General features: G+C 54.8%; 25 protein-coding genes. 11 read left to right on the plus strand and 14 right to left on the minus strand.

The window, feature by feature from the left end:
- Positions 1–351 precede the first annotated feature (351 nt).
- The 8 genes from napE to Q354_RS0105325 are packed head-to-tail and all read left to right on the plus strand — an operon-like array spanning position 352 to position 6,517.
- A complete protein-coding gene (gene napE / locus Q354_RS0105290) occupies positions 352–510 on the plus strand; it encodes a periplasmic nitrate reductase, NapE protein (RefSeq protein WP_027856695.1) in 159 nt (52 codons plus the stop codon).
- Positions 511–513: 3 nt separating this feature from the next.
- A complete protein-coding gene (gene napF / locus Q354_RS0105295; RefSeq protein WP_027856696.1) occupies positions 514–1,032 on the plus strand; it encodes a ferredoxin-type protein NapF in 519 nt (172 codons plus the stop codon).
- Entirely contained in the window at positions 1,022–1,264 is a 243-nt protein-coding gene (locus Q354_RS0105300) for a chaperone NapD (RefSeq protein ID WP_027856697.1), read from the plus strand. Before napF ends, Q354_RS0105300 begins: the two co-directional genes overlap by 11 nt.
- A gap of 23 nt (positions 1,265–1,287) precedes the next feature.
- Positions 1,288–3,801, plus strand: coding sequence for a nitrate reductase catalytic subunit NapA (napA, locus tag Q354_RS0105305; RefSeq protein ID WP_027856698.1), 2,514 nt, complete (start codon positions 1,288–1,290; stop codon positions 3,799–3,801).
- 35 nt (positions 3,802–3,836) lie between these two features.
- A complete protein-coding gene (napG, locus tag Q354_RS0105310) occupies positions 3,837–4,598 on the plus strand; it encodes a ferredoxin-type protein NapG (RefSeq protein WP_051559919.1) in 762 nt (253 codons plus the stop codon).
- Positions 4,595–5,476, plus strand: a complete 882-nt coding sequence (gene napH, locus Q354_RS0105315) for a quinol dehydrogenase ferredoxin subunit NapH (RefSeq protein ID WP_211252216.1) — start codon at positions 4,595–4,597, stop codon at positions 5,474–5,476. The genes napG and napH overlap by 4 nt, the downstream gene beginning before the upstream one ends.
- Positions 5,473–5,919, plus strand: coding sequence for a nitrate reductase cytochrome c-type subunit (locus tag Q354_RS0105320; RefSeq protein WP_027856701.1), 447 nt, complete (start codon positions 5,473–5,475; stop codon positions 5,917–5,919). Before napH ends, Q354_RS0105320 begins: the two co-directional genes overlap by 4 nt.
- 10 nt (positions 5,920–5,929) lie before the next feature.
- On the plus strand, positions 5,930–6,517 hold the full coding sequence (locus Q354_RS0105325; RefSeq protein ID WP_027856702.1) for a cytochrome c3 family protein: 588 nt from the start codon (positions 5,930–5,932) through the stop codon (positions 6,515–6,517).
- 286 nt (positions 6,518–6,803) lie between these two features.
- On the opposite strand, the gene Q354_RS0105330 is transcribed toward Q354_RS0105325, so the two are convergent.
- The 3 genes from Q354_RS0105330 to phnR all read right to left on the minus strand — a co-directional run bounded on the left by Q354_RS0105330 (position 6,804) and on the right by phnR (position 9,327).
- On the minus strand, positions 6,804–7,733 hold the full coding sequence (locus tag Q354_RS0105330) for an electron transfer flavoprotein subunit alpha/FixB family protein (RefSeq protein WP_027856703.1): 930 nt from the start codon (positions 7,731–7,733) through the stop codon (positions 6,804–6,806).
- Positions 7,734–7,744: 11 nt separating this feature from the next.
- On the minus strand, positions 7,745–8,494 hold the full coding sequence (locus Q354_RS0105335; RefSeq protein ID WP_027856704.1) for an electron transfer flavoprotein subunit beta/FixA family protein: 750 nt from the start codon (positions 8,492–8,494) through the stop codon (positions 7,745–7,747).
- Between the two features lie 128 nt (positions 8,495–8,622).
- Entirely contained in the window at positions 8,623–9,327 is a 705-nt protein-coding gene (phnR, locus tag Q354_RS0105340) for a phosphonate utilization transcriptional regulator PhnR (protein WP_027856705.1), read from the minus strand.
- Between the two features lie 318 nt (positions 9,328–9,645).
- Here phnR and Q354_RS0105345 point away from each other — a divergent pair, with 318 nt between their 5' ends.
- From Q354_RS0105345 to Q354_RS0105355, 3 genes are all read left to right on the plus strand, one after another.
- Positions 9,646–10,449 carry an alkaline phosphatase family protein gene (locus Q354_RS0105345; protein WP_027856706.1) on the plus strand — a complete coding sequence of 268 codons (804 nt, stop codon included), beginning with the start codon at positions 9,646–9,648 and terminating at the stop codon, positions 10,447–10,449.
- A 55-nt stretch (positions 10,450–10,504) separates the two neighbouring features.
- Entirely contained in the window at positions 10,505–11,164 is a 660-nt protein-coding gene (locus Q354_RS0105350) for an HAD family hydrolase (RefSeq protein ID WP_027856707.1), read from the plus strand.
- Positions 11,165–11,340: 176 nt separating this feature from the next.
- Positions 11,341–11,943 carry a LysE family translocator gene (locus tag Q354_RS0105355; RefSeq protein WP_036228631.1) on the plus strand — a complete coding sequence of 201 codons (603 nt, stop codon included), beginning with the start codon at positions 11,341–11,343 and terminating at the stop codon, positions 11,941–11,943.
- Positions 11,944–11,956: 13 nt separating this feature from the next.
- On the opposite strand, the gene Q354_RS0105360 is transcribed toward Q354_RS0105355, so the two are convergent.
- From Q354_RS0105360 to Q354_RS0105410, 11 genes are all read right to left on the minus strand, one after another.
- Positions 11,957–12,523: a Tll0287-like domain-containing protein gene (locus Q354_RS0105360; RefSeq protein WP_027856709.1), complete on the minus strand. Its 567-nt coding sequence runs from the start codon at positions 12,521–12,523 to the stop codon at positions 11,957–11,959.
- Between the two features lie 151 nt (positions 12,524–12,674).
- On the minus strand, positions 12,675–13,928 hold the full coding sequence (locus tag Q354_RS0105365; protein ID WP_156948223.1) for a hypothetical protein: 1,254 nt from the start codon (positions 13,926–13,928) through the stop codon (positions 12,675–12,677).
- Between the two features lie 100 nt (positions 13,929–14,028).
- Positions 14,029–14,787: a hypothetical protein gene (locus tag Q354_RS0105370; RefSeq protein WP_156948225.1), complete on the minus strand. Its 759-nt coding sequence runs from the start codon at positions 14,785–14,787 to the stop codon at positions 14,029–14,031.
- A gap of 24 nt (positions 14,788–14,811) precedes the next feature.
- Complete coding sequence (locus Q354_RS0105375; RefSeq protein ID WP_036228634.1) at positions 14,812–15,507, minus strand: C39 family peptidase; 696 nt, start codon at positions 15,505–15,507, stop codon at positions 14,812–14,814.
- A 67-nt stretch (positions 15,508–15,574) separates the two neighbouring features.
- Positions 15,575–16,861, minus strand: a complete 1,287-nt coding sequence (locus Q354_RS0105380; protein WP_156948227.1) for a FliH/SctL family protein — start codon at positions 16,859–16,861, stop codon at positions 15,575–15,577.
- Positions 16,862–16,915: 54 nt separating this feature from the next.
- Positions 16,916–17,530 (minus strand): hypothetical protein, encoded by a 615-nt coding sequence (locus Q354_RS27225; protein ID WP_051559921.1) that lies wholly within the window; start codon positions 17,528–17,530, stop codon positions 16,916–16,918.
- Positions 17,527–17,850, minus strand: coding sequence for a hypothetical protein (locus tag Q354_RS0105390; RefSeq protein ID WP_027856714.1), 324 nt, complete (start codon positions 17,848–17,850; stop codon positions 17,527–17,529). Before Q354_RS0105390 ends, Q354_RS27225 begins: the two co-directional genes overlap by 4 nt.
- A gap of 851 nt (positions 17,851–18,701) precedes the next feature.
- The gene (locus Q354_RS0105395; protein WP_036228636.1) at positions 18,702–20,072 is read right to left on the minus strand and encodes a sigma-54 dependent transcriptional regulator; all 1,371 of its coding nucleotides are present in this window, start codon (positions 20,070–20,072) and stop codon (positions 18,702–18,704) included.
- A 105-nt stretch (positions 20,073–20,177) separates the two neighbouring features.
- Complete coding sequence (locus tag Q354_RS0105400; RefSeq protein ID WP_027856716.1) at positions 20,178–21,164, minus strand: tetratricopeptide repeat protein; 987 nt, start codon at positions 21,162–21,164, stop codon at positions 20,178–20,180.
- Between the two features lie 150 nt (positions 21,165–21,314).
- Positions 21,315–22,502 carry an AAA family ATPase gene (locus tag Q354_RS0105405; RefSeq protein ID WP_027856717.1) on the minus strand — a complete coding sequence of 396 codons (1,188 nt, stop codon included), beginning with the start codon at positions 22,500–22,502 and terminating at the stop codon, positions 21,315–21,317.
- Positions 22,499–22,984, minus strand: a complete 486-nt coding sequence (locus tag Q354_RS0105410; RefSeq protein WP_027856718.1) for a TadE/TadG family type IV pilus assembly protein — start codon at positions 22,982–22,984, stop codon at positions 22,499–22,501. Before Q354_RS0105410 ends, Q354_RS0105405 begins: the two co-directional genes overlap by 4 nt.
- Position 22,985: the final 1 nt, after the last annotated feature.

Here is a 22,985-nt window from a genome sequence, read left to right on the forward strand (position 1 = left end):
CCGGATCAAATCGTTTCATCTCCTTTCCAGTCTAGACCGTCAGTGAAAAGCCTTCATAACAGATGCGCTCAGCCAGGCTGACAAGATAGTGCGGAAGCGGTGAAAAACAGGCTCTACAGGCGGCATCTGAACTAGCCTGAAATCAGTATTCCGGCACCCGGCCAGACTAGACTTAAGTCGCATGCAAATCATGCTGAGAATCGTTCGCAAATTAGCAGCAGGCAATATATTGACGCCTGTCAACCGGCCTGCAGGTAGCACTATGCCTGAGATGCTAAACGAGTAATCATTCCACATGTTTGCTGCCCAGCAGCGTTCTCTCCCGCCTAAAACCGATGCGGAGCATTGAATATGCAACAGTCGCAAGATCAGTCAGATCCGAAAACAGAACTGTCTGCCTTCCTGATACTAACCGCTGTAGTAGCCCCGCTGCTGGCAATCGCCATTGTTGGCGGCTACGGCTTTATGGTTTGGATCTCGCAGATTCTGACAGGACCTCCGGGAGTCTGACCGATGGTCGATCTTAACCGGCGCGCACTGCTAAAGGGTCGGCTCAGACCCGGAAGCAGTCCTCAGACTCAGCCTATACGTATGCCCTGGCTGATTGCTGAAGACGCCTTTACCGATCGCTGCACCCGCTGCCAGGCCTGCCAGCAGGCCTGCCCGGAACAGATCATCATCCGCGCAGATGGTGGTTATCCCGAACTGGATTTCCAGCGAGGCGAGTGCACGTTCTGCCGTGCCTGCGCAGATAGCTGTCCTGAACCCCTGTTTCGGGACGCAGGCGAAGCGCCCTGGCAACAGATCGCCAGCATGAGTGAAACCCTGTGCCTGGCCCATAACAACGTTATGTGCCGCAGCTGTGAAGACAGCTGTGAGCCCCAGGCCATCAGCTTCCGGCCCCAGGCGGGCAGAGTGGCCCGGCCGCTGATCGATCCGGACCTTTGTAACGGCTGCGGGGCCTGCGTCAGCAGCTGTCCTCAGCAGGCGATAACCCTGACTAAAACATCCGAGGTGCCTTATGGCGGATGACAGTATTCACATCGTCAGCCTGGTGATGATGACCCGGCCAGCCAACCTTGACGATGTCAAATCCCGTATTACCGACGTGGATGGCTCAGAAATTCATGCTACCAGCCCAGAAGGCAAGCTGGTGGTAACCGTGGAAGCCGACAGTAACCGCGAGCTGCTAGAGCGCGTGGAAACCCTGCAGGGCCTTGAAGGCCTCGTGGCTTCCAACCTTGTTTATCACCAGATGGCCTGATGCCAAACCATACGAGGAATATCATGAAGCTTTCCAGACGTGACTTCGTGAAAACCCAGGCAGCGGCTTCCGCTGCGGCAGCGGCAGGAATCAGCCTGCCCGCTTCTGCTACTAACCTGATCACTAAGTCATCCGACACCGAGATCAACTGGGACAAAGCACCCTGCCGTTTCTGCGGTACCGGCTGCTCTGTACTGGTAGGCACCCAGAACGGCCGTGTCGTCGCAACTCAGGGCGACCCGGAAGCACCGGTTAACCGTGGCCTTAACTGCATCAAGGGCTACTTCCTGTCCAAGATCATGTATGGCAAGGATCGCCTGACCTCACCGATGCTGCGTATGCGCGACGGTAAATATGCTAAGGATGGCGAGTTCACCCCGATCAGCTGGGACCAGGCCTTCGATATCATGGCCGAGAAGTGGAAGGATGCGCTGGCGAAAACCCGTAACTCCGACGAGATGCCACCGGTTGGCATGTTCGGCTCCGGTCAGTGGACCGTGTGGGAAGGTTATGCCGCCTCCAAGCTGATGAAGGCCGGCTTCCGTACCAACCATATCGACCCGAACGCCCGTCACTGCATGGCGTCTGCCGTGGGTGGCTTTATGCGTACCTTCGGCATGGATGAGCCGATGGGCTGCTACGACGACCTGGAACAGGCCGATGCATTCGTGCTCTGGGGCTCCAACATGGCTGAGATGCACCCGATCCTGTGGTCGCGTCTGACTGACCGTGCCCTGAGTGCCTCCCATGTCCAGGTTGCTGTGCTGTCGACGTTCAAGCACCGCAGCTTTGAGCTGGCGACCAACCCGATCATCTTCACACCACAGACCGACCTGGCGATCCTGAACTATATCGCCAACTACATCATCCAAAATGACTCGGTCAACCAGGAGTTCATCAACAAGCACACCCAGTTCCGTCGCGGTGTCACCGATATCGGTTACGGCCTGCGTCCGGAACATCCGCTGGAGCAGAAGGCGAAGAACCCGGGCAAAGGCGCCTCCACACCGATGACCTTCGACGAGTTCGCCGAGTTTGTCAGCGAATACGACGTGAAGTCCGTATCCGAACTGTCCGGTGTCCCGGAGCACAACCTGATCGAGCTGGCCAAACTGTATGCCGATCCGAAAACCAAGGTCGTCTCTTACTGGACTATGGGCTTCAACCAGCACACCCGTGGTGTCTGGGCCAACAACATGGTCTACAACATCCACCTGCTGACCGGCAAGATCTCCGAGCCGGGCAACGGTCCGTTCTCCCTCACCGGCCAGCCATCCGCCTGCGGTACTGCACGTGAAGTGGGCACCTTCGCTCACCGTCTGCCAGCCGATCTGGTGGTGAAGAAGAAAGAACACCGCGATATCGCCGAGAAAATCTGGAAAGTGCCTGAAGGCACTGTACCGGCGAAGGTGGGTTACCACGCCGTACTGCAGAACCGCATGCTAAAAGACGGCAAGCTGAATGCGTACTGGGTGATGTGTAATAACAACATGCAGACCGCACCAAACATCAACGAAGAAGGTCTGCCGGGCTACCGCAACCCGGACAACTTTGTTGTTTGCTCCGACCCATACCCGACCGTAACCGCACAGGCTTCCGATCTGGTCCTGCCAACAGCGATGTGGGTGGAGAAAGAAGGCGCCTACGGTAACGCCGAACGCCGCACCCAGTTCTGGTACCAGCAGGTGCCTGTACCGGAAGGCGCCAAGTCCGACCTGTGGCAGCTGATGGAGTTCTCCAAGCGCTTCAAGGTGGAAGAGGTCTGGTCTGATGCCCTGCTCGCCAAGGCACCGCATCTGCGCGGTAAAACCCTGTACGAAGTGCTGTACAAAAACGGCAATGTGGATGCTTTCCCACTGTCCGACTTTAAAGGCGGGGAAAAAGGCCACAGCAACGACGAAGCAGAATACTTTGGCTTCTACGTGCAGAAAGGCCTGTTCGAAGAATATGCCGCCTTCGGTCGTCACCACGCGCACGACCTGGCACCGTTTGATATGTACCACCAGGCACGCGGCCTGCGCTGGCCGGTAGTAGACGGTAAGGAAACCCTGTGGCGCTACCGTGAAGGCTACGATCCGTACGTCGAGAAAGGTTCCGAAGTCCAGTTCTACGGCAAGCCGGACAAGAAAGCGGTGATCTTCGCCCTGCCATACGAACCGGCAGCAGAGTCTCCGGATGAAGAGTACGACCTGTGGCTCTCTACCGGCCGTGTCATCGAGCACTGGCATTCCGGCACCATGACCCGTCGTGTGCCAGAACTCTATCGCGCCTTCCCGGATGCGGTGGTGTTTATGCACCCGGACGACGCCAAGAAACGCGGCATGCGCCGTGGCGATCAGGTCAAGGTACTGTCCCGTCGTGGCGAGGTACTCAGCCGTATCGAGACCCGTGGCCGTAACCGTCCGCCGGTTGGCCTGATCTTTATGCCATTCTTCGATGCCAGCCAGTTGGTAAACCGTCTGACTCTGGACGCCACCGACCCGCTGTCCAAAGAGACCGACTACAAGAAATGTGCCGTTAAGGTCGTGAAGGCCTAAGCGGCCGGATCAGCTAAACAGGAAGAGAATCACCGATGCCAGCCAACAAACGCCAGCACGCAGCCAACCCGGGACGTCGTCAGTTTCTGACTGACGCGGCACGGGGTGCCTGTGCGGCCGGTGTCTGTGGCCTCGGTCTTGCGGCCTACGCATCGCAGGCCAGCCAGAAAGACGCTCAGGCACTGCGCCCACCCGGTGCCCTGCCTGAAGCCGATTTTCTGTCTGCCTGCCTGCGTTGCGGCCTCTGTGTGGAAGCCTGCCCCTATGACACGCTGAAGCTGGCACGGCTGTTTGATCCAGCCGCCTCCGGCACACCCTATTTCGATGCCCGCACGACGCCCTGCGAGATGTGTGACGATATCCCCTGTGTCCCGGCCTGCCCCAGTGGCGCGCTGGATCAGGCACTGACCGATATCAACAACGCCCGTATGGGCACTGCAGTGCTGATTGACCAGAAGAGCTGCCTCAACTTTCAGGGCCTGCGCTGTGACGTCTGTTACCGTGTTTGCCCACTGATCGATGAGGCGATCACTCTGGAGATGCAACGTAACCGCCGTACCGGCGCCCATGCGTTGTTTATCCCAACGGTCAACAGCGATATCTGCACCGGTTGCGGTAAATGCGAACAGGCCTGTGTGCTGGACGAGGCGGCTATCAAAGTGCTGCCGGAGAAGCTGGCTGTCGCCGGTGCGGATAAGCATTACCAGCTTAGCTGGGAAGTGGAAGCGGAGCGGGGTTCACCTCTGGTACCTCAGCAGCTGAAGCTGCCGGTAAGGAAGCCGGGGGACAGCCAGTGAACGCACCGGGCAGCCGTATGGTCGAGCGTCAGGGCTGGTGGAAGGCTCACCGCTTTCTGCTGCTGCGCCGCATCAGCCAGCTGAGCATTCTGGCGCTGTTCTTCGCCGGGTCGCACCTTGGCATCACCCTCCTGCAAGGCAACCTCAGCAGCTCGCTGCTGCTGGAAACCGTGCCGTTGAGTGATCCTTTCGTGCTGGCTCAGCTGCTGGCTTCCGGCCACTGGCCTGAGCTCAGCGCGCTGATTGGTGGCCTGCTGGTGATCGGCTTCTACGCACTGGTGGGTGGGCGCAGCTACTGCAGCTGGGTCTGCCCGGTGAACCCGGTGACTGATCTGGCGGCCTGGCTGCGACGCAAGCTGGGGCTGGTGAAAACCACTCAGTTATCGCCACAGCTACGCTACTGGATTCTGGCCTGCAGCCTGATCCTGCCGCTGTTCACCGGTTACATCGTGTGGGAGCTGGTCAATCCGGTTTCCCTGCTGCAGCGCGGGCTGATCTTCGGTATCAGCGCAGGCTGGAGCCTGATTGCGGCAATCTTCCTGTTCGACCTGTTTATTACCCAGCGCGGCTGGTGCCGGCACCTTTGTCCGATGGGGGCCTTTTACAGCCTGATCGGCAAAGTCAGCCTGGTGCGCATCACCACCCCCGGTCGCCAGCGCTGCGACGACTGCATGGACTGCTACAAGGTTTGCCCGGAACCTCAGATTCTGAAGCCGGTGCTGAAACCCAATAAAGACCCGCTAACCGGAGCAGCGGAAACTGCCCCCGTTATCATCGCCTCGACCTGCACCAACTGCAGTCGATGCATCGATGTCTGCGCTGAAGATGTATTTAAGTTCGGTAACCGATTTGCCACTGAGGTGGAGAGAACACAATGAAAAAAATGACACTGTTGCTCGCATCTGTCCTGCTGTCTGCCTCGGCGACAGTTTCCCTGGCCGAAGATATCAGCGGCCTCGATTCCCTGCGCAAACAGGGACTGGAAACCCAGGACCCGGCAGCAAAGCTGAAGAACTACCCGAAAGACAATGAGAAAGTTGGCCTGTCCTACATTCAGCAGCCGCCGCTGGTACCTCACTCAGTGCGTGGCTACCAGGTAGACCGAAACGTCAACAAGTGCCTGAGCTGCCACAGCTTCAAGAACTACAAGAAGTACGATGCGACCAAGATCAGTACCTCCCACTTCACCAACCGTGACGGCACTGTCCTGAGTGACGTATCGCCACGGCGTTATTTCTGTATGCAGTGCCACGTTCCTCAGGTCAAAGCCCAGCCTCTGGTTGAGAACGACTTCAAACCTTCCGGTGCGCTGAGCGACTAAGGAGTACGCCATGAACCTGATTAAAAAGTTGTGGCGGGCCCTGCGTCGTCCCAGCGTGCACTACAGCCTTGGCTTCCTGACTGTCGGTGGCTTTATCGCCGGTATCATATTCTGGGGTGGCTTTAACACCGCGCTGGAATACACCAACACCGAGCAGTTCTGTACCTCCTGTCATGAGATGCGCAACAACGTCTTTGAGGAGCTGAAGCCAACCATTCACTACACTAACCGTTCCGGTGTACGTGCCTCCTGTCCGGACTGCCACGTACCGCATAACTGGACCGATAAGATCGCCCGTAAGATGCAGGCATCGAAAGAGGTGTGGGGTAAGCTGTTCGGCACCATCGACACCCGTGAGAAGTTCCAGGCTCACCGCCGCGAACTGGCAGAAAACGAATGGCGCCGCCTGAAGGCCAACGACTCGCTGGAATGCCGTAACTGCCACAACTTCGACAGCATGGACTTCACCTTGCAGGCCAGCCGCGCCGCCAAGCAGCACTCCACTGCCCTGGCCACTGGCGAGAAAACCTGTATCGACTGTCATAAGGGTATCGCACACGAACTGCCGGATATGACCGGCGTGAAGGGCTGGCACTGAGTTAGTTCGCCATCACGCTTAGCGATAGTAAAAACCGGATACAGGCTACTGCATCCGGTTTTTTGTTGCCTCTCTCTCCGGGGGCCAGCGTAATGATCTGGCAGCTACGCCTGTCTCTTCAGGGGGACTGTCTGGAGAGTCCGCCAGAATTAGCAAGCCCATCTTGTCCGGCTTTGTCAGTCACCGGTGATCGGTGGCCAGCCCCCCCTGAAGGTGCATCCCGCGTCAGGGTTACAGACATAAAAAATGGAGCCAGATGGCTCCATTTTTTATCGCGTTAAGCGGATCAGAGTTTCTGCTCCAGCTCCGGTACCACTTCAAACAGGTCTGCCACCAGGCCGTAATCCGCCACCTGGAAGATAGGCGCCTCTTCGTCCTTGTTGATCGCCACGATCACCTTGGAATCTTTCATCCCCGCCAGGTGCTGAATAGCACCCGAAATACCCACGGCGATATAGAGTTCCGGTGCCACCATCTTACCGGTCTGGCCCACCTGCATATCATTCGGAACAAAGCCTGCGTCAACGGCTGCACGGGAAGCGCCGACAGCGGCACCCAGCTTATCGGCAACCTTCTCCAGCATGGCGAAGTTCTCGCCATTGCCCATACCTCGGCCACCGGATATCACCACGGACGCAGCGGTCAGTTCAGGGCGGTCGGATTTCGCCAGTTCTTCGGCAATAAAGGTAGAGGTACCGGCATCACAGTTTTCAGAAACCGCTTCGATCGTCGCGCTGCCATTGCCCGCTGCCGCAGCATCGAAGGCGGTGGCACGCACTGTCATCACTTTCACCGCATCCGTGCTCTGTACCGTCGCGATAGCATTACCGGCATAGATGCTGCGTTTAAAGGTATCCGGGCTTTCCACTGCGATGATCTCGGAGATCTGGTTCACATCCAGCAGAGCAGCAACGCGTGGCAGGATATTCTTAGCCGTGGTGGTAGCGCCGGCCAGAATATGGCTGTAGCCCGAGGCAACGGAGAGCACCAGCTTACTGATATTCTCCGCCAGCTGATGCTCGTAAGCGGCATTGTCAGCCAGCAGTACTTTAGCGACACCGTCGACTTTGGCTGCGGCATCCGCCACCGCCTGACAGTTAGCACCGGCTACCAGCAGGGTGATTTCACCACCGATCTGTCGGGCCGCAGCCACGGTATTCAGGGTGGCCGGTTTCAATTCCAGATTGTCGTGTTCAGCAATTACCAGAATACTCATTACCCTGCTCCTTAAATAACCTTGGCTTCGTTTTTCAGTTTTTCCACCAGCTCGTCAACAGAGCCGACCTTGATACCGGCCTGACGCTGGGGAGGATTCTCAACCTTGAGCAGGCTGATATTACTGCCCACAGTGACGCCCAGCTCATCCGCTGTTTTCACGTCCAGTGGTTTACGTTTCGCCTTCATGATATTCGGCAGGGAGGCATAGCGGGGTTCGTTCAGGCGCAGGTCGGTGGTGACGATTGCCGGCATCGCCAGTTCAACCGTCTGCAGGCCTCCATCGACTTCACGCGTCACCTGCAGCTTGTCGCCATCAACTTTGACTGCTGATGCAAAGGTACCCTGAGGACGGTCCAGCAGCGCTGCCAGCATCTGACCGGTCTGGTTATTATCGGAGTCGATCGCCTGCTTACCCAGAATCACCATCCCCGGCTGTTCGGCCTCAACCACTTTAGCCAGCAACTTGGCGACGGAGAGGGAATCCGGAGAATCTGCAGTATCAATACGGATAGCGCGGTCGGCACCCAGTGCCAGTGCGGTACGTAACTGCTCTTCACAGCTCTTGCTACCGATAGAGACCACGACCACTTCATCAGCGGTACCCGCTTCTTTCAAACGCACCGCTTCCTCGACTGCAATTTCACAGAAAGGGTTCAGGGCCATCTTGACGTTAGCCAGGTCCACATCGGTATTGTCTGATTTGACGCGGACTTTGACGTTGTAGTCAATCACGCGCTTTACTGCGACCAGTACTTTCATGCCTCGATCCTTATCTTTGTTATCTAAATCCATCTTACGGCGGTTGCCTGATGAAACAATAACAAAAACACACAGATTAACTGACAAGAAAAAGCGCCAACCCTGTGATAATTACGACCGGTCAGGTTTCAGAATTCGGCCGTATCCACCAGCAGGCATACGGCATCGTGCCGCCAGTATTCATAGTCACAATCCAGTATCCGGTTTTCCTGATCGTAGTTCACACGAATAATCAGTAATCCATGGCTGCCCTGGGCGACATTTAGTGCCGCAGCGGCCTCCCCCGTCAATGCGGTCGGGTAGATCTGAAGCCGCAAGCGACCATAGCCGACACCGTAATGTTGCTGGTAGATCTCGGTCAGTGAGCCGTTCAGGTTATGTTGCAGTATATCGGGGAAAGGGGCCGGGTTCAGGTAGTGCTCCACATAAAGAACAGGACGCTGATCGATCCGGCGCAGCCGCTGAACCCGATGCACCCGGGACAAGGCGGGCAACTGCAGTAATCGGCTGATTTCCGTGTTCGCAGCCAGGGTCTGGCAGTCCAGTAACCGGGTATCCGGCTGGCGTCCCTGCTGCCTGACCATCTCATGGAAATGGCTGCGCTCTGCCGGGTTATAGTCCAGGCGCGGTGGTGAAACAAACCAGCCTCGCCGCTCCTCACGATAGATCACGCCCTCTGATTCCAGCAATACCAGTGCCTCACGCAGGGTGATACGCGTGGTATCAAACAGTTCTGCCAGTTTACGCTCCGCCGGAAGCTTACAACCGGCTGTCAGCAATCCACTCTCTATCTGGTCCTGTAGGGTACGTTTAATCGTCTGAAACTGGGACATCGTGATCGACCGGCTCTGATTTCTCTAACGGATCTTATTCTGACCACACCTGAGGCCAGGCACAAAAACTTTGTTCTTTTGGACTAGACCACATATTCATACTGGTTGGATCTATGATACAACACTGACAACAGGCTAAGTTAGCCCACATATAGGTATAAGCGATTATTTCTGCGCTAAATGTTTGCAATATAACTGCAATAGCCGCCGTTTATATTACTGCAGATATAATCTGATCTAGACCAATTCAAATTACAGCAGAAGCGGCGCGCGCTTAACAGGCCGCACTTCGGAACTTTACCGGGAATGGGTAAGCAGATGTCGAACAAAGTTATTCTGGTGATATTGGATGGCCTTAACTATCAGGTCGGCCGGGCCTGTATGGGCTTTACCCAGGCCCTGTGTGAACAGGGCATGGCGCGTCTTTATAAAGTGCAATGTGAACTGCCCTCGATGTCTCGCCCGCTGTACGAATGCATCCTGACCGGAGTAACGCCGGTCGAGAGTGGTATTGTGCATAACCACGTCAGTCGCAATTCCAATCAGCAGAGCGTCTTTTCTCTGGCCCGTGCTAACGGCCTGCGCACCGCCGCAGCGGCCTATCACTGGATCAGCGAACTCTATAACCGAACGCCCTGGGATGCAGCCCGCGATCGCCATACCGACGATGAAAGCCAGCTGATTCAGCACGGCATGTTCTATAGCGTGGATCATTATCCGGATTGCCACTTGTTTAATGATGCTGAATATCTGCGGCGCAGATTTGACCCGGACTTCCTGCTGGTGCACCCGATGAATATCGATGATGCCGGTCATAAAGCCGGACTGGACAGCGCTAAATACCGTAATACCACCCGCCATACCGATATATCGCTGTCAGAGTACCTGCCACGCTGGATTGAGGCCGGCTATCAGATTCTGATCACGGCTGATCACGGTATGAATGACGACAAGTCCCACGGCGGATTACTGTCCGAAGAGCGGGATGTACCGCTCTGGGTCATTGGTGATGCGTTCAGCTTGATGGAGGCGGAGCCTCTGCAAACCGATATCTGCGGCACGCTATGCCAGCTGTTAGGGACTCCGCACGACAAACCGCTGTGCCGGGAGCTGTTGAAGTGAGTCGACGGAACCGATCCGGAATACTGCCCGCCAGAATCATTGGGGGGATGAGTTGATGCCTCTGGCAGTATTTGATCTGGATGAAACACTGGTTCAGGCTGACTCCGCATCTTTATGGAGCCGCTATCTTGTCGAACAGGGCTATGTAACCGAGCCGGGCTTCCTGCAAAAGGAGTCTGAACTGATGGAGCTGTACGCTGCGGGCAAGCTGGATATGGCTGACTACATGTCCTTCAGTTTGTCGCCATTGAAGGGAAAACCGGCGGCAGAGATCAGGGCTATGCTGCCGCAGTTTATCGAAAGCTGGATAAAGCCACGCATATATCCGCAGGCCTTTGACCTGCTCTCCGACCTGAATCAGCGCGGCTATCGTCTGCTGATCATCTCTGCCACTGCAGAGTTTCTGGTTCGGCCAATTGCGCTGGAGCTTGGTGTGGCGGACGTGCTGGCGATCGATTCAGAATATGACGATCGGGGCTGCCATAGCGGTCGAACCCGTGGCATCCTGACGTTTCGCGAAGGAAAAGTGCTGCGATTGCAACAATGGCTGAGCGACCAGGGCCTGACGCTGGAAGGCGCCCGTTTCTACAGTGATTCAATGAATGACCTGCCGCTGTTGGAACGGGTCGATCATCCGGTTGCAACCAACCCCGATTCACGACTCCACCGACTGGCGACTGATCGCAACTGGGAAATTCTGGACTGGCGCAGCTGACCCTGTTCAGTGAATGCAGACTGCAGCGCAACCCTGATCAGGTCAGTTACCAGCATAAATATCAGCCTCCGGGCATTTACTCCCCTGTCACCTACACTTTACGGGTGTTACAAAACTGCAGGGAGAGGCCGGATGCAGGACGTTGGATACCAACCACAAAAAACCCTTAGCCACTGATGAGTGTGTTTCTGCAGGGCTTATTGCTCGGCGTGCTGGTGGCGGTGCCGGTCGGCCCGATCGGAATGCTCTGCATCCAGCGCACCCTTAATCATGGGCAGGCTGCCGGGTTGCTAACGGGGTTGGGAGCGGCCTGCGCCGATGCGATCTATGGCCTGGTCGCAGGCCTTGGGTTGACGGCGATCACGCTATGGCTCACCGCATCGCAGCAGTGGCTGAGCCTGGTCGGTGCGCTGCTGTTGATGGGACTCGGCGTACAAAGCCTGCTAAACCAACGCTATAACCTGCAACTTAAGGTGAAAGATTACAGCGGCTGGCATATGTTCGCCGGCACCTTCCTGCTGACCCTGAGTAATCCGGCAACTATCCTTTCATTTCTCGCCTTTATCTCAGCACTGGGGCTTAGTGGCAACAGTTCAGGCACTCTGTTACTGGTGGTCGGCGTGTTTAGTGGCTCCGCCTGCTGGTGGCTGCTGCTGGTAGTGATAGTGATGCGTCTGCGCCAGCGAATCAGTCATCACTGGCGTCGGCGCATCGGGCAGATCGCCGCCTCGGCTATGATCGGTTTTGCGCTGCTGCTGTTATCCCGCCAGTTTCTCTGATCGAAACTGCAGATCAGAGCATCTTTTTCAGGCTAAAGGCACCGCGCAGATCCCCGGCCTTAAAACCTGTCGCCTGGTCCTGTGGATAAAGTTGCTGCAACTTAGCAGCAACCGGGGCGGCAATGTCACTGCCGTGACAGGCGAGACACTTATCCTGCACCGGGATCGCTTTCATCATACGAAACTGCTGCTGCCCGCCCACGTCCACCACTTCAGAATAAGCCAGTGTTTTCAGATTAGCGCCCTGCGCAGCCTGATCGGCGAACTGCTGCAGAACCTTCAGCTCCCAGGCATCCGGTTTGTTTTCAGCGTTACGCAATTTCAGGCTGGTACGACCGATCTGCCAGCCCTGCTGCTCGGATATCTGTGCCGTGATCGGCAATGCCTTAGTATTACAAACCTCAATCGCTGCACCTGGTCCGCCGGACTTCATCGCTGTTTTCAGCTCACCAGACAGGTTCTTCGCCAGTGCCATCATTGCCTGCTTGGCCTCTGCCTTTAGCTCAGCAGGCTCAGCCGCACCTGCAGATACCGCCACTGTCGATGTCACCATCAGCGCCAGCACAATACTCAGTTTCATCAGATTAACCCCTCACCTGGTTTCAGAAACGAAATGATGAAGAGAGGCTAACAAAAAACCATTAAATTAGTAATATCTAATTTAATGGTTTTTAATATTACCCTATCAGGCAACGGCAGCCTTGAAGCTGCCGTTTCAAAATGCGGGTCGATCAGAAACTGTATGGGAAACGCACTCCGAAGGAGAAGTCGGGCGAGTCAGGCGTCAGGCCGATCGATAAGCTGGTCGCCATGGATAGGCCATCACCAAAGGAGTAGGTCACCCCGGTGTTAAATGTCGCAGCATTTGCATCACTGCCCACCACATCGCGCCAGATGCCATCTGCACCTCTGGTTTCTGCCTCATCCTGCAGGGTCTGGGAGTAGGAGAAGCTGATACTCATCACATCATTCACGGCAAACGCCATACCGAGACCAAACGCCAGAGAATCACCTAGACGCACTTCACCTGGCACCACTTCACCCGGGGTCGACGAAATATCATCAAACTTACGGGCAAACTGATGGGTATATTCAATACTGGCGAACAGAATGGCCGGGTCGGTGGTTTTAACGAAGGAGAGTCCGGTTCCCAGTGCCCAGAGACCACTGCCGGTTGGCAGTTCTGATGGATGTGTAATAGTGACCGCATCACCATTGCTGTCGACCAGTCCCTGCGGGGTCACATCATCGACACCATAGGGGTGCGAGCCGGAGGGCGCTTTCAGCCTCAGGCTCCAGACTGTGTCGGGGCGACTTGGCGTTTCAGAAAACAGCTTGTAGTAGGAGGACAGTTCGGCATCACCGAGCTGGAAATCTTCATCGACATTGACCTCAACACCTGACTCTGAGTAGGTGTTGTAACGGGTGATAAACGGAATTCGGGTAGCAAACTGCCAGCGATCATTGACGTTAAAACGGGAGGAAAAATCCAGTGTTATGATATCGGATTCAACATTATCCACCGATATGTCACCCAGGAAGATCGCGTCCAATGCCAGAAAGCCATCCAATACCAGCTGCTTACGATCATAATGGCTATAGGACAGGCCAACTTCCAGCGTCCACTTACGGCTGAAGTCTGCGTGCGTCTGCGCCATCAGGTCATCCACACTGTTGGAGCGATCCGCCTCACGCTTGATCGGCTGACCCGCTTGTTGTTCTGCTGGCTGTTGGCCCTGTGGCTGCTGAGCCCTCTCTTTAAGAGTCTCGTTCAGCTGCTGGCTTTCAAGCGAACGTAAACGTCGTTCCAGTTTCTCCACCTGCTGCACCTGGCTCTGATTGATCAGGCGCATCTGCCGGATTTCAAAACGGAGCTGATTGAGCTCCTGCTGTTCTTCTTCGGTTACCGCGTAGACGTTTGTACCGGCACATATCAGGCCTGCAGCCAAAGGTGCCCATAGGAGAACGGGTCGACGAATATACATATAAAAGTCCTTTCTCTGCCCACTAAATGCCATGGAGCCTGCCCGGACTCCATGACCCAACAGCTGCGAACAGCTGTCTACAGCCTGATCACTTGTAAGACTAGCGTATACCTATGAGATTGCGTAACGACTGGTTTACACCCTGTCCAATTTTCCCGGAATGCTGGGGATTGAGGACAACACGTAAACGCGAGCTGTTATACACACTGTTATAACTACCTCCCAGCTGAGTGCTCTGCACCAGCCCTCTGACTGAACCACCGCTGATCCCCTGCACTACTTTACCGACGCCGGGAACGACGATGCTGTAACCCACTTTGTTCTTACCGATATCCATATCCAGAACGGCACCACCGGAGAGCGTTTCCGCACCGCCACTGGTTACTTTAGTACCTCCGCTGCCACTGCCGCCGAAGTGTTTATCTGTGATATCCCACTGCACCGCGTTCTGCACGCCGTTGCCGTCACCGGCGACCTGGATATTCTGCACCACACCACTGATATCATGCAGGCTGTCGTTGCTGACATTATCCAGTCCGGCAGAAACCGAGTTGGTTGAAGCGCCACTGGCGCCGTTGCGGTAGATGGAGATGGCAGGTTTGTATTGATTGGAGAAGTCGAGATCGAGGTTAAGACCGTACTTATAGATCTCACCGGTTGCTGTTTTCCAGTACGAGTTCATCTGTACGCCGAAAAACAGCACTTTGCTGCCATCGACAAAACGTCCCCGTATCTGGGCCAGTACAGGATCAGATACCTTGTCACCCCGTACACCGTAACCGGTGAAAGAGGCACTATGGGCAACTGACGAAACAGCCAGGGTGCCGGCCACAATCAGGCCTAACATTACCCTCTGCATGACAGTTCCTCCTGTTGTTCGTTGCTAGAACAGTTCAGAATAGCGAAAACCAAAATCCAGCAGATCCATATCGCTGACCGGCGCATTGATATTGTGGAGATTACGGGCGGTCAGTGGAGGGGGTGGATTTAAGAGTACAGAGTTACGATCGAATCCAGGACCGATCACCGCAAATACGATGCCGTTCCACTGGTTCACAAAATCCTTCTTATCGATGATTTTGTTACCCAGTGCAGGATCAGATACATACACCTTATCGGTGTCTGATTTTTTCAGCACTACGAAGTGCTTATAGCCGTTCAGGTCCAGCAGGATGATAGTTGGAATCTTCAGATTATTCAGGGTATCCATATTGACCTGATATCCACGACCACGCATACCCAGTGCTTCAACATACTGCTTGATATTCAGCAATGAGAATCCCCGCTTGAGCACAACATCGGGATCACTGACAGCAAACAGGCCTTGCAGTACCTTCTGCTCGTCCACTTCCAGACGGTAGGCATATTTCATGATTGTTGCCAGAGCTGCAGCACCACAACTGAAGTCCGTCTGCTGACGAATCAGGTTGGCGTACTTACGCCCCTGCATACTCTGAATCTTGCGTTCCTGAACCCCCATACCGGGAGCCAGATGTCCGAAAGGTGCGGCATAAGAGATCGCTGGCAAAGAACAAGACAAGCTAACCAGCAAAACCAGTGTCCGGGTTACTCTGTTCATGGCTTTCTCCCTTAGATGAGCGCCGACCTGCCCCAAGGGCAGGTCGGCTCCTGAGATAACCGGTCGCTTAGTTAGCGCGGTTACGAGCGATGGACAGACTGTTAGACTGGGCGTTGGCATTACCGGCGGCGTTGTTGACACCGATATTACCAGTTGCATTCTCCAGAGCGTTGCCTGTCAGGATGGCATTATTTTCAGCCCGGACATACATTTTCTGGAAGTGCTCAACTTTACCGCTGAAGCTACCGTACAGTGCCTGTACACCGGCTTCTTTGAAGGCCAATTGACCGCGCTCTTTGCCACGATATTTACCTTTACCATGACCGTAGTAGCTGCCTTCGGTATAACCGTATTCAGAACCCCAGGTACGACCACTCTCTTTACCACGAGTGTAGCCACCTTCTTTACCTTTATAGGTTCCGCTCAGGCCTTTGCCATAGCCGTTACCGCAACGGGTTTTACAGCCTTTACCGGTACTCCACTTACCAGACTCATAACCGGAGTAACGCTCGCTGGTTTTACCTGAGTATTTCTCCTGGGTTTTGCCGTAGTAAGAGCCTTCCATATTGCCTGACTCTTTAAAGCCAAGGCGTCCAGATGTATTCCCTTTGTACTGACCTTTACCGTAACCGGCATAGTAACCGTACATCTGGCCATCCATCTTGATTCGGGTGGATGTTCCCACCTTCTCAACACCGGCTGAGGTATTGATAGTGTTGCCACTGACGTTCTGACCAGCCTGAACAGTCGCTTCGGCAATACCACCATGTCCGGAAGTCAGCGCCAGGTTGTTTTTCTGCGAGTTAGCCGCACCGGCAGCGTTGTTGACATTGATATTACCCATGGCGCCCCGCAACGTGTTGCCACGCATATGGGCATTATTTACAACACCGGTGGTTGTTACCCTGTTGTTACGCACCATATTGCTGGACTCGATATTGGACTCCAGCAGACCGAACACAAGGCTGGCATCCGCTGCAGCCAGCGCAACAGAGTTACCCTGCGCGTTGCCATCACCGGCGGCGTTGTTGACACCGATATTACCCTTGGCATTTGCCATGTAGTCCTTGTTCATAACAGCGTTGTTATCAACATGGTACTGGGTAATTTTGTTGCCATTGACCCGCTGAGTATCACCATCATCAATCACCGCACCACCGACGCTGTCTACCCAGAGGCGACCGTGCACATGTACATGACCTTTTACCGGTACATCTGCTACATCTTTATTGAAATCTTTACCGTGATGACCCCAGCGTTTTTTACCATAGTCGCCACCGGCGTTAGCCACTGAAGTGACGCAGAGACCAGCGATAGCCAGAGCGAGAGGAAGAGCTGCGAATTTAGTTTTCATTGTTGTTCTCCTTGCCATTATGCAATCTGTGTTGGTACTGCTTTTACTGTTTACTTAGTTGTTACTAGGACTACTGACGGAAATATTGAGTTTGAAACTGTTGGCGGTGGCGTTGCCCGAACCTGCCAGCTGGTTGATCTGAACCAGTCCACTGGCCCGGCCTAATGCCTCACCTTCTATTCGTGCTTCGCGGTACCCCTGTGGTACCTGAGCGTCTCCATCTACCGCATTACCGGTGACAGTTGCTGCGAGTTGCGACTCATTGACTACAAAGCCCCCACCTAAACCCAGTCCGATTGAAAAACCGTTGATCTGGGCGTTGCCCTGACCACTTGCCTGGTTGATGGAGATCAGACCTGAGGCCTGACCAAATGCATTCGCTGAGATCGTACTTACAGCCGCGCCACTTCGATCAGCTCCGTTGAGTTCTACGGTTTGAGTCAGATGCAGAGAGCTGTGAACTCCCTGCCCGACACTAACGGCCAGAGCACCTGCATTAAGTTGAGCGTTACCGTTGCCGGCAACCATGTTAATGCCGATGATTCCTTTACCGTTTTCCAGCACGTTACCGCTAATAACATTGAAGTTATCCGGTCCCGGCGGCCCTGCCTGGGCGCTCAGTGCTACCAAGGCTGCAGTACCCAGAAGCACACAGGTCAGCTTGTTCATGGCTGTTTCCCGATGTTGATTCGGATCTGCACGTTCGCGGTGTTTTTAGGTTTTCCCTGACCTCTGGTGGAGCTGTCCTCATCCCATAGGATCACCCCAGACCGGCTGAAAAACTGTATAGGTAATGAAGTTGCTTGGATCCCCTGCCCATACACCTGTCTTAAAACCTGTTCCTGAATCGGTTGGCCGAGAACAGAAGCCTCACGGGCAACCTCCTCAGACCGGGCCTCACCTGAAACACCGACTGTTCCAAACAGCAAAGCGCCAACCAGCAACAGTGGGATGCGCAAGCGCGATTCCTTTTTTTGCTGTGTTGTCATAAGTGTTACCTCGCTGTCGGTTTACAGTTCCTATATCGCAAGAGCGGGGCCAGTTTTTCTAACCGATTGATTTAAAAGAGCGAATTATCAAGAGCAGTAAAAAATGGATAGCAACACTGAGTTAGCCTGATGACAGCCGGTCAAAACTGTTTCAGAGACGTAACAGCTAACCTGCAACAAACCTTTCAAGGGGTGTTAAGTAATTGATAGACAAGCGAAACAGCAGCTGTAACAGGATGTGGTGCAAATCTGTCACAGTATTGAAACGAGGGCTGAAACCCAGCTTGATATCCAAATAAAGTCATTTAAATTCAAACAGATAAGAACTGTGTAACAGTTGAAAACAAAATTGAAATGTCACCACCCTGAAGGCCGTCATCTGTACACCTTGTGTAATGCAGGTTTTTGCAACCGCTGCACAATTGAGCCTGTAATAAATCCCGCTTTACAGCCTGAGGTACCGCTGTAACAGAAGTATCAGCTTTTTGCAGTCCTTGTATCTGAGCAAGCGAGATGCAGAAGAAAGTATGAAGAATGGAAGAAAAACTGACCTGGGAAAGGCCATTGCAGTCTCATCACAGGCCGTACTAGCCACACTGCAGCGATAGTGGACAAAAGCCTGTGCCTGCCCTGGAGGGCTTTACAGTCGATTCAGAAGTAAATCAGGGTAATTAACAGCTGGCCGCCGAATAGCGACCTGCAGTGCGGCAGGTTTACCAGAGACCATTCTTTGCATCCTGAAATAGCCGGGGCAACAGAGATCAGACACCGGTCCGGTAGCAACCGCTGTCAGACAAACATAAAAAACCCCGGAGTCAATCCGGGGTACTTATTACTGCTATTGCCGGTATTCAGGACGCTTCACTGTTCTCCTCAAGGCCGTGTTTGTGCATCAGGCGATACAGAGTCACCCTCGACACTCCCAGTTGCCGTGCAGCCTCCGAAACGTTGTTCTTAGCCTGAAACAGTGCCCGGCTGATACTGTTTTTTTCCGCCCGCAATCGGGCTTCTTCAAGCGTCAGAATCTCCTCGCATAACGGATGAGAGGCATCCAGCCCCAGATCAGCCGGAGATATCATCCGGCCATCACACATTACCAGGGCGCGTCGCACACGGTTTATCAGTTCCCGCACATTCCCCGGCCACAGGTGCTGGTTCATCGCGACCAGCGCCTTACGCGTATAACCACGGATATCCCGCCCGGCTTCGCCACCAAAGTGCTTAAAGAAGAACTGGGCCAGCAGCTCTATATCCCCCTCCCGTTCCCTTAGCGGCGGCGACTGCAGATTAAGCACATTGAGGCGGTAGTAGAGATCCTCGCGGTAACGTCCTTCCTCAATCGCCTTATTCAGATCGACATGGGTCGCTGCTATAACACGGACATCAACCGTGATAGCCTCTGTACCCCCAACCCGCTGAATGGTCCCCTCCTGCAGGAAGCGCAGCAGGTTGACCTGAAGTTCCAGTGGCAAATCGCCAATCTCATCCAGAAACAGGGTGCCGCCTGAAGCCAGTTCGATCCAGCCCTGCTTGCGCTGGGTTGCACCGGTAAAGGCTCCTTTCTCATAGCCAAACAGCTCAGAGTGGATCAGGTTATCCGGTAAAGCACCGCAGTTGACGGCGACGAAAGCCCCTTCGCTGCGTAGCGAGCGCTCATGGACCGCCCGGGCGATCAGTTCTTTACCGGTACCACTCTCTCCGGTGATCAGCACCGGAGCCCCGACGCTGGCGACCTTGCGAATGGCGGTGAATAGATCACGCATCACCGGCGAACTGCCCACCATCTCGTAAGAGGCGTAGGGATCCTGACTCTGGGCTTTGCGGGTCAGTTTGGCCATCCCCCAGGCATGGCCCAATGTAGCAATCAGGCTGTCGAGACAACCGGTAATCGGTAGAGTGTAATAATCTACAAAGTTATTCTGTATCAGTCGGCAGATATGGCCTGACACCAGGGCATCTGAAGACACCAGCGCCACCCAGGTCACCATACGGCTGGCGGCCACCAGCTCCTCAATCTCCCAGAGTTCCTCTTCCTCCAGACCATCCAGGTGAATCAAACCAACGTAAAAGGTGTCTTCTTCCAGACGTCTCCGTGCGTGGCCAACACTGTCAACGGTGTCCACCTGCCATCCTGTAGCTTCAATCTCTTCACACAGGTTGAAGGGTTGGGAAGAAGGACAGATATACAGGATAGGTCTTGCCTCCTCACAAGTAAGCGCCATCCTTATTCTCTCCTTTATCTCTCAGAAAACGTCCTTCTGCTGCTCTCGGTTGCACGCCCTTGCATCCGGAATACATGGTAGCCCCGCCGGGGGCCTTTATTATTCTCAGCTCCCTATCCGGGGAGTCGGATTGTTATCTGAACCGTTACCGGCCAGTGCACCGTTCTGCATCAGTTGCAGGATTTTCAGACGCTGTTGTCTCATTGAGCGATCTGGCTCTGGTGTGTTCAGCCAGGCCCGGTTGCTAAAGTAAAGCGCCCGCTGATACTTCCCTTCCAACATACAGATGTAACTTAACTCGCTGTACGCCTGCGCTTCTGTCATTAAACGACTGAGCGCTTGCAGGGCTTCCATATACTTCCCCTGCCGGGCATAGAGCAGGCCGAGATTTCGCCACGCAGGCGGGTAATCCGGACTGAGCTTCAATACCTCAGTATAACTCTGTTCGGCCGCCTGCCACCGGGATGCCAGGTAGTGGGAATAACCGCGGTTATTAATAACCTCACGATCATTCGGTGACAGCCGTAATGCCTTCCGGTACAACCGCTGTGCTTCCCGATAGTGCCCGGAGATATCCGCCAGCACAGCCAGGGCGTTATAGGCCCGGTGTTGCAGACGGGTCAGCGTTTTCTCCGTCGGCTCGCTTCCGGACCAGTGCACTACAGAAACAGATCCCTGCCGGCTCAATACAATGGCCTGCTGCAGATAGCCCTGCGCAGATTCAAACTGAGCCCTCGCAATATTGATCAGTCCCAGCTGCACCAGGGCGGTAACATCAGCAGGATCTGCATCGAGCGCCCGCTGATAAAGTTCGGCGGCATTCCCCTGCTCACCAAGCTCAAGCTGCTGCGCTGCGGCCGCAAGCAATGCAGCCTGGTTGTCCGGATTCAGGGTCAAAGCCTTCAGATAGGCCATCAGTGCCAATCTGTTCTCATCTGCTGATTCATGCTTCTGTCCGGTCAGCAGCCACTGTTGTGCTGTCGCAACATCGTTGCCATCCTGTTCCTCAATTGAAACAGGCTGTACCACCGGTGCAGGCATGCGGCTCTGTTTCAGGTTACATCCCATCAACATAAGCAGTAACAGTGCCATAACTACTGTTGAGGTTAGTCTGCCAACCGATACTTTGCGTTGTTTCAGTATTGGAACAAATTTCATAGAACTTACTGCCAAATTCGTTACTATTTGGTCTACATTTGTAAATCTACCGTTAAATCAATCAGATAAAACGGTGCAGACTGATCAGTTCAGATGCCGTCCTGCCGCAATACTCTGTGCTAATAAGTAAAGTGCCCTAGTCATATCGCTGTGTTCACGCTGCTCTGCTCGGCGCTGACTGCATGCCAGCGCGTCCCGGGCAGCCTGATAATCGTTGGGAATCTGACATATCGTCAAGTGCGGTAGCGTTTGTTCAATTTCATGCAGCAAGAAACCGCCGCCATGCTGACAACGATTTACCACCAGCATGATCCGGCTTTCTGCAATATCCAGTTCGTCCTGCAGCATACGGATAAGGTGCACACCTTCAGTAAGGTGCTCCGGTGTCTGCTCCAGTACAACGACAATGCGATTGGCCCGTTCCAGTACGACCGATGTGAGCAGGTCGATATGCCGTGGCAGATCGATCACCAGATGTTCTGAGCTGTGCAGCAACAGTGTCAGCAACTGCTGCATGCGCTCTGACGTCACTTCATCGCACAGCAGCAACTCAGGTCCCCGGGCACTGATAAGGCGCAGGTTTTCATCGATCTGCGGCATAAAATCCCGCAACGTCTGGCGATCCAGCTGTTCAACACTTTCCAGTGCCTGTCGCAGCCCATAACGTACTTTTACGCCGGTATAGTGGCTGAGCGAACCGGATTGCAGGTCCATATCCATCAGGATCGTCTGGCGCTGATGCTCAGCAGCCAGGGCACGGGCGATCCCGGCGGAGATCATGCTGGCACCGGCACCACCCCGGGCATTAATAAAGGCGGTCATCAAAGCCGACTCCCGCCCTGCCCGTTGCCGGACCCGGTCCAGCGTCAGGCTAACCTCATGGATCAGCTCGGTACGGCTGACCGGTTCGATCAGTATCCTCTGCAGCGACAACTGCGCGGCCTCCGCCAGCAGTTCAGGACAGGGCTCCGGCAGTACCGCGATGATATCCGGTCGCAGGCACTCGGGGCGCAGCGCAATACTCTGCAACACGGACAGCGCCTCTTCTTCGAGGTAAAGCAGCAGCAGGTCGGGCAGCCGGTCCAGACCGAACAACGGGTCAGCGCAGCCCTTTGGCATTAAGCGGATCCCGCTGTGAACGTCACTGAGCATCGCCACCGATTCCTGCAGAAAAAGCAGCGGCGGCAATGTCCGTCCGGTAATCATAATCTGACAGTGCTCCGGCCTTTGCTCCTCTTCCGGCAACAGCAATGAGTTGAGATTCGGATTCATAGTGAAACCTCCCCGGCGCAGCCGATAGCACCACTTCCCGGCGGATGTAAGCCAAGGCTTTCACCGGTGGTGATGGTGGAAAATTCAGGTGCCGCAATCTGCAGGTCGAAAAAGGGCAGCGCCAGCGGGTGCTGATAGTTTTCGATCGCTACCCTGACAAAGCCAATGTCACTGTGACGGCGAACCGGATCATTCAGCAGGTCGCCCTGGCGGTCCAGGTATTGCACACGGATATGATCGATCTGCAGACCGGGCAGTGCAGCGGCCCGGGCAACGGTGCTATTGCGAATCGCGTAGACGGCGTCGACAGAACACATCGAAGCCAGCCGCGCGCCCTGCTGCGAGAGCGCGTCCAGCTTATTCCAGACATAGAATGCACGGCCAAACTCCAGCGCCATAAACAGGGAGGCGGATAACAGAACCGCACTGAGACAGAGTTCAAGCTGCAGTCCGGATGCCGGTTGTTGTACTGAGTGATTCATG

It is taken from the genome of Marinobacterium jannaschii DSM 6295 (assembly GCF_000620085.1).
GTDB lineage: Bacteria > Pseudomonadota > Gammaproteobacteria > Pseudomonadales > Balneatricaceae > Pontibacterium > Pontibacterium jannaschii.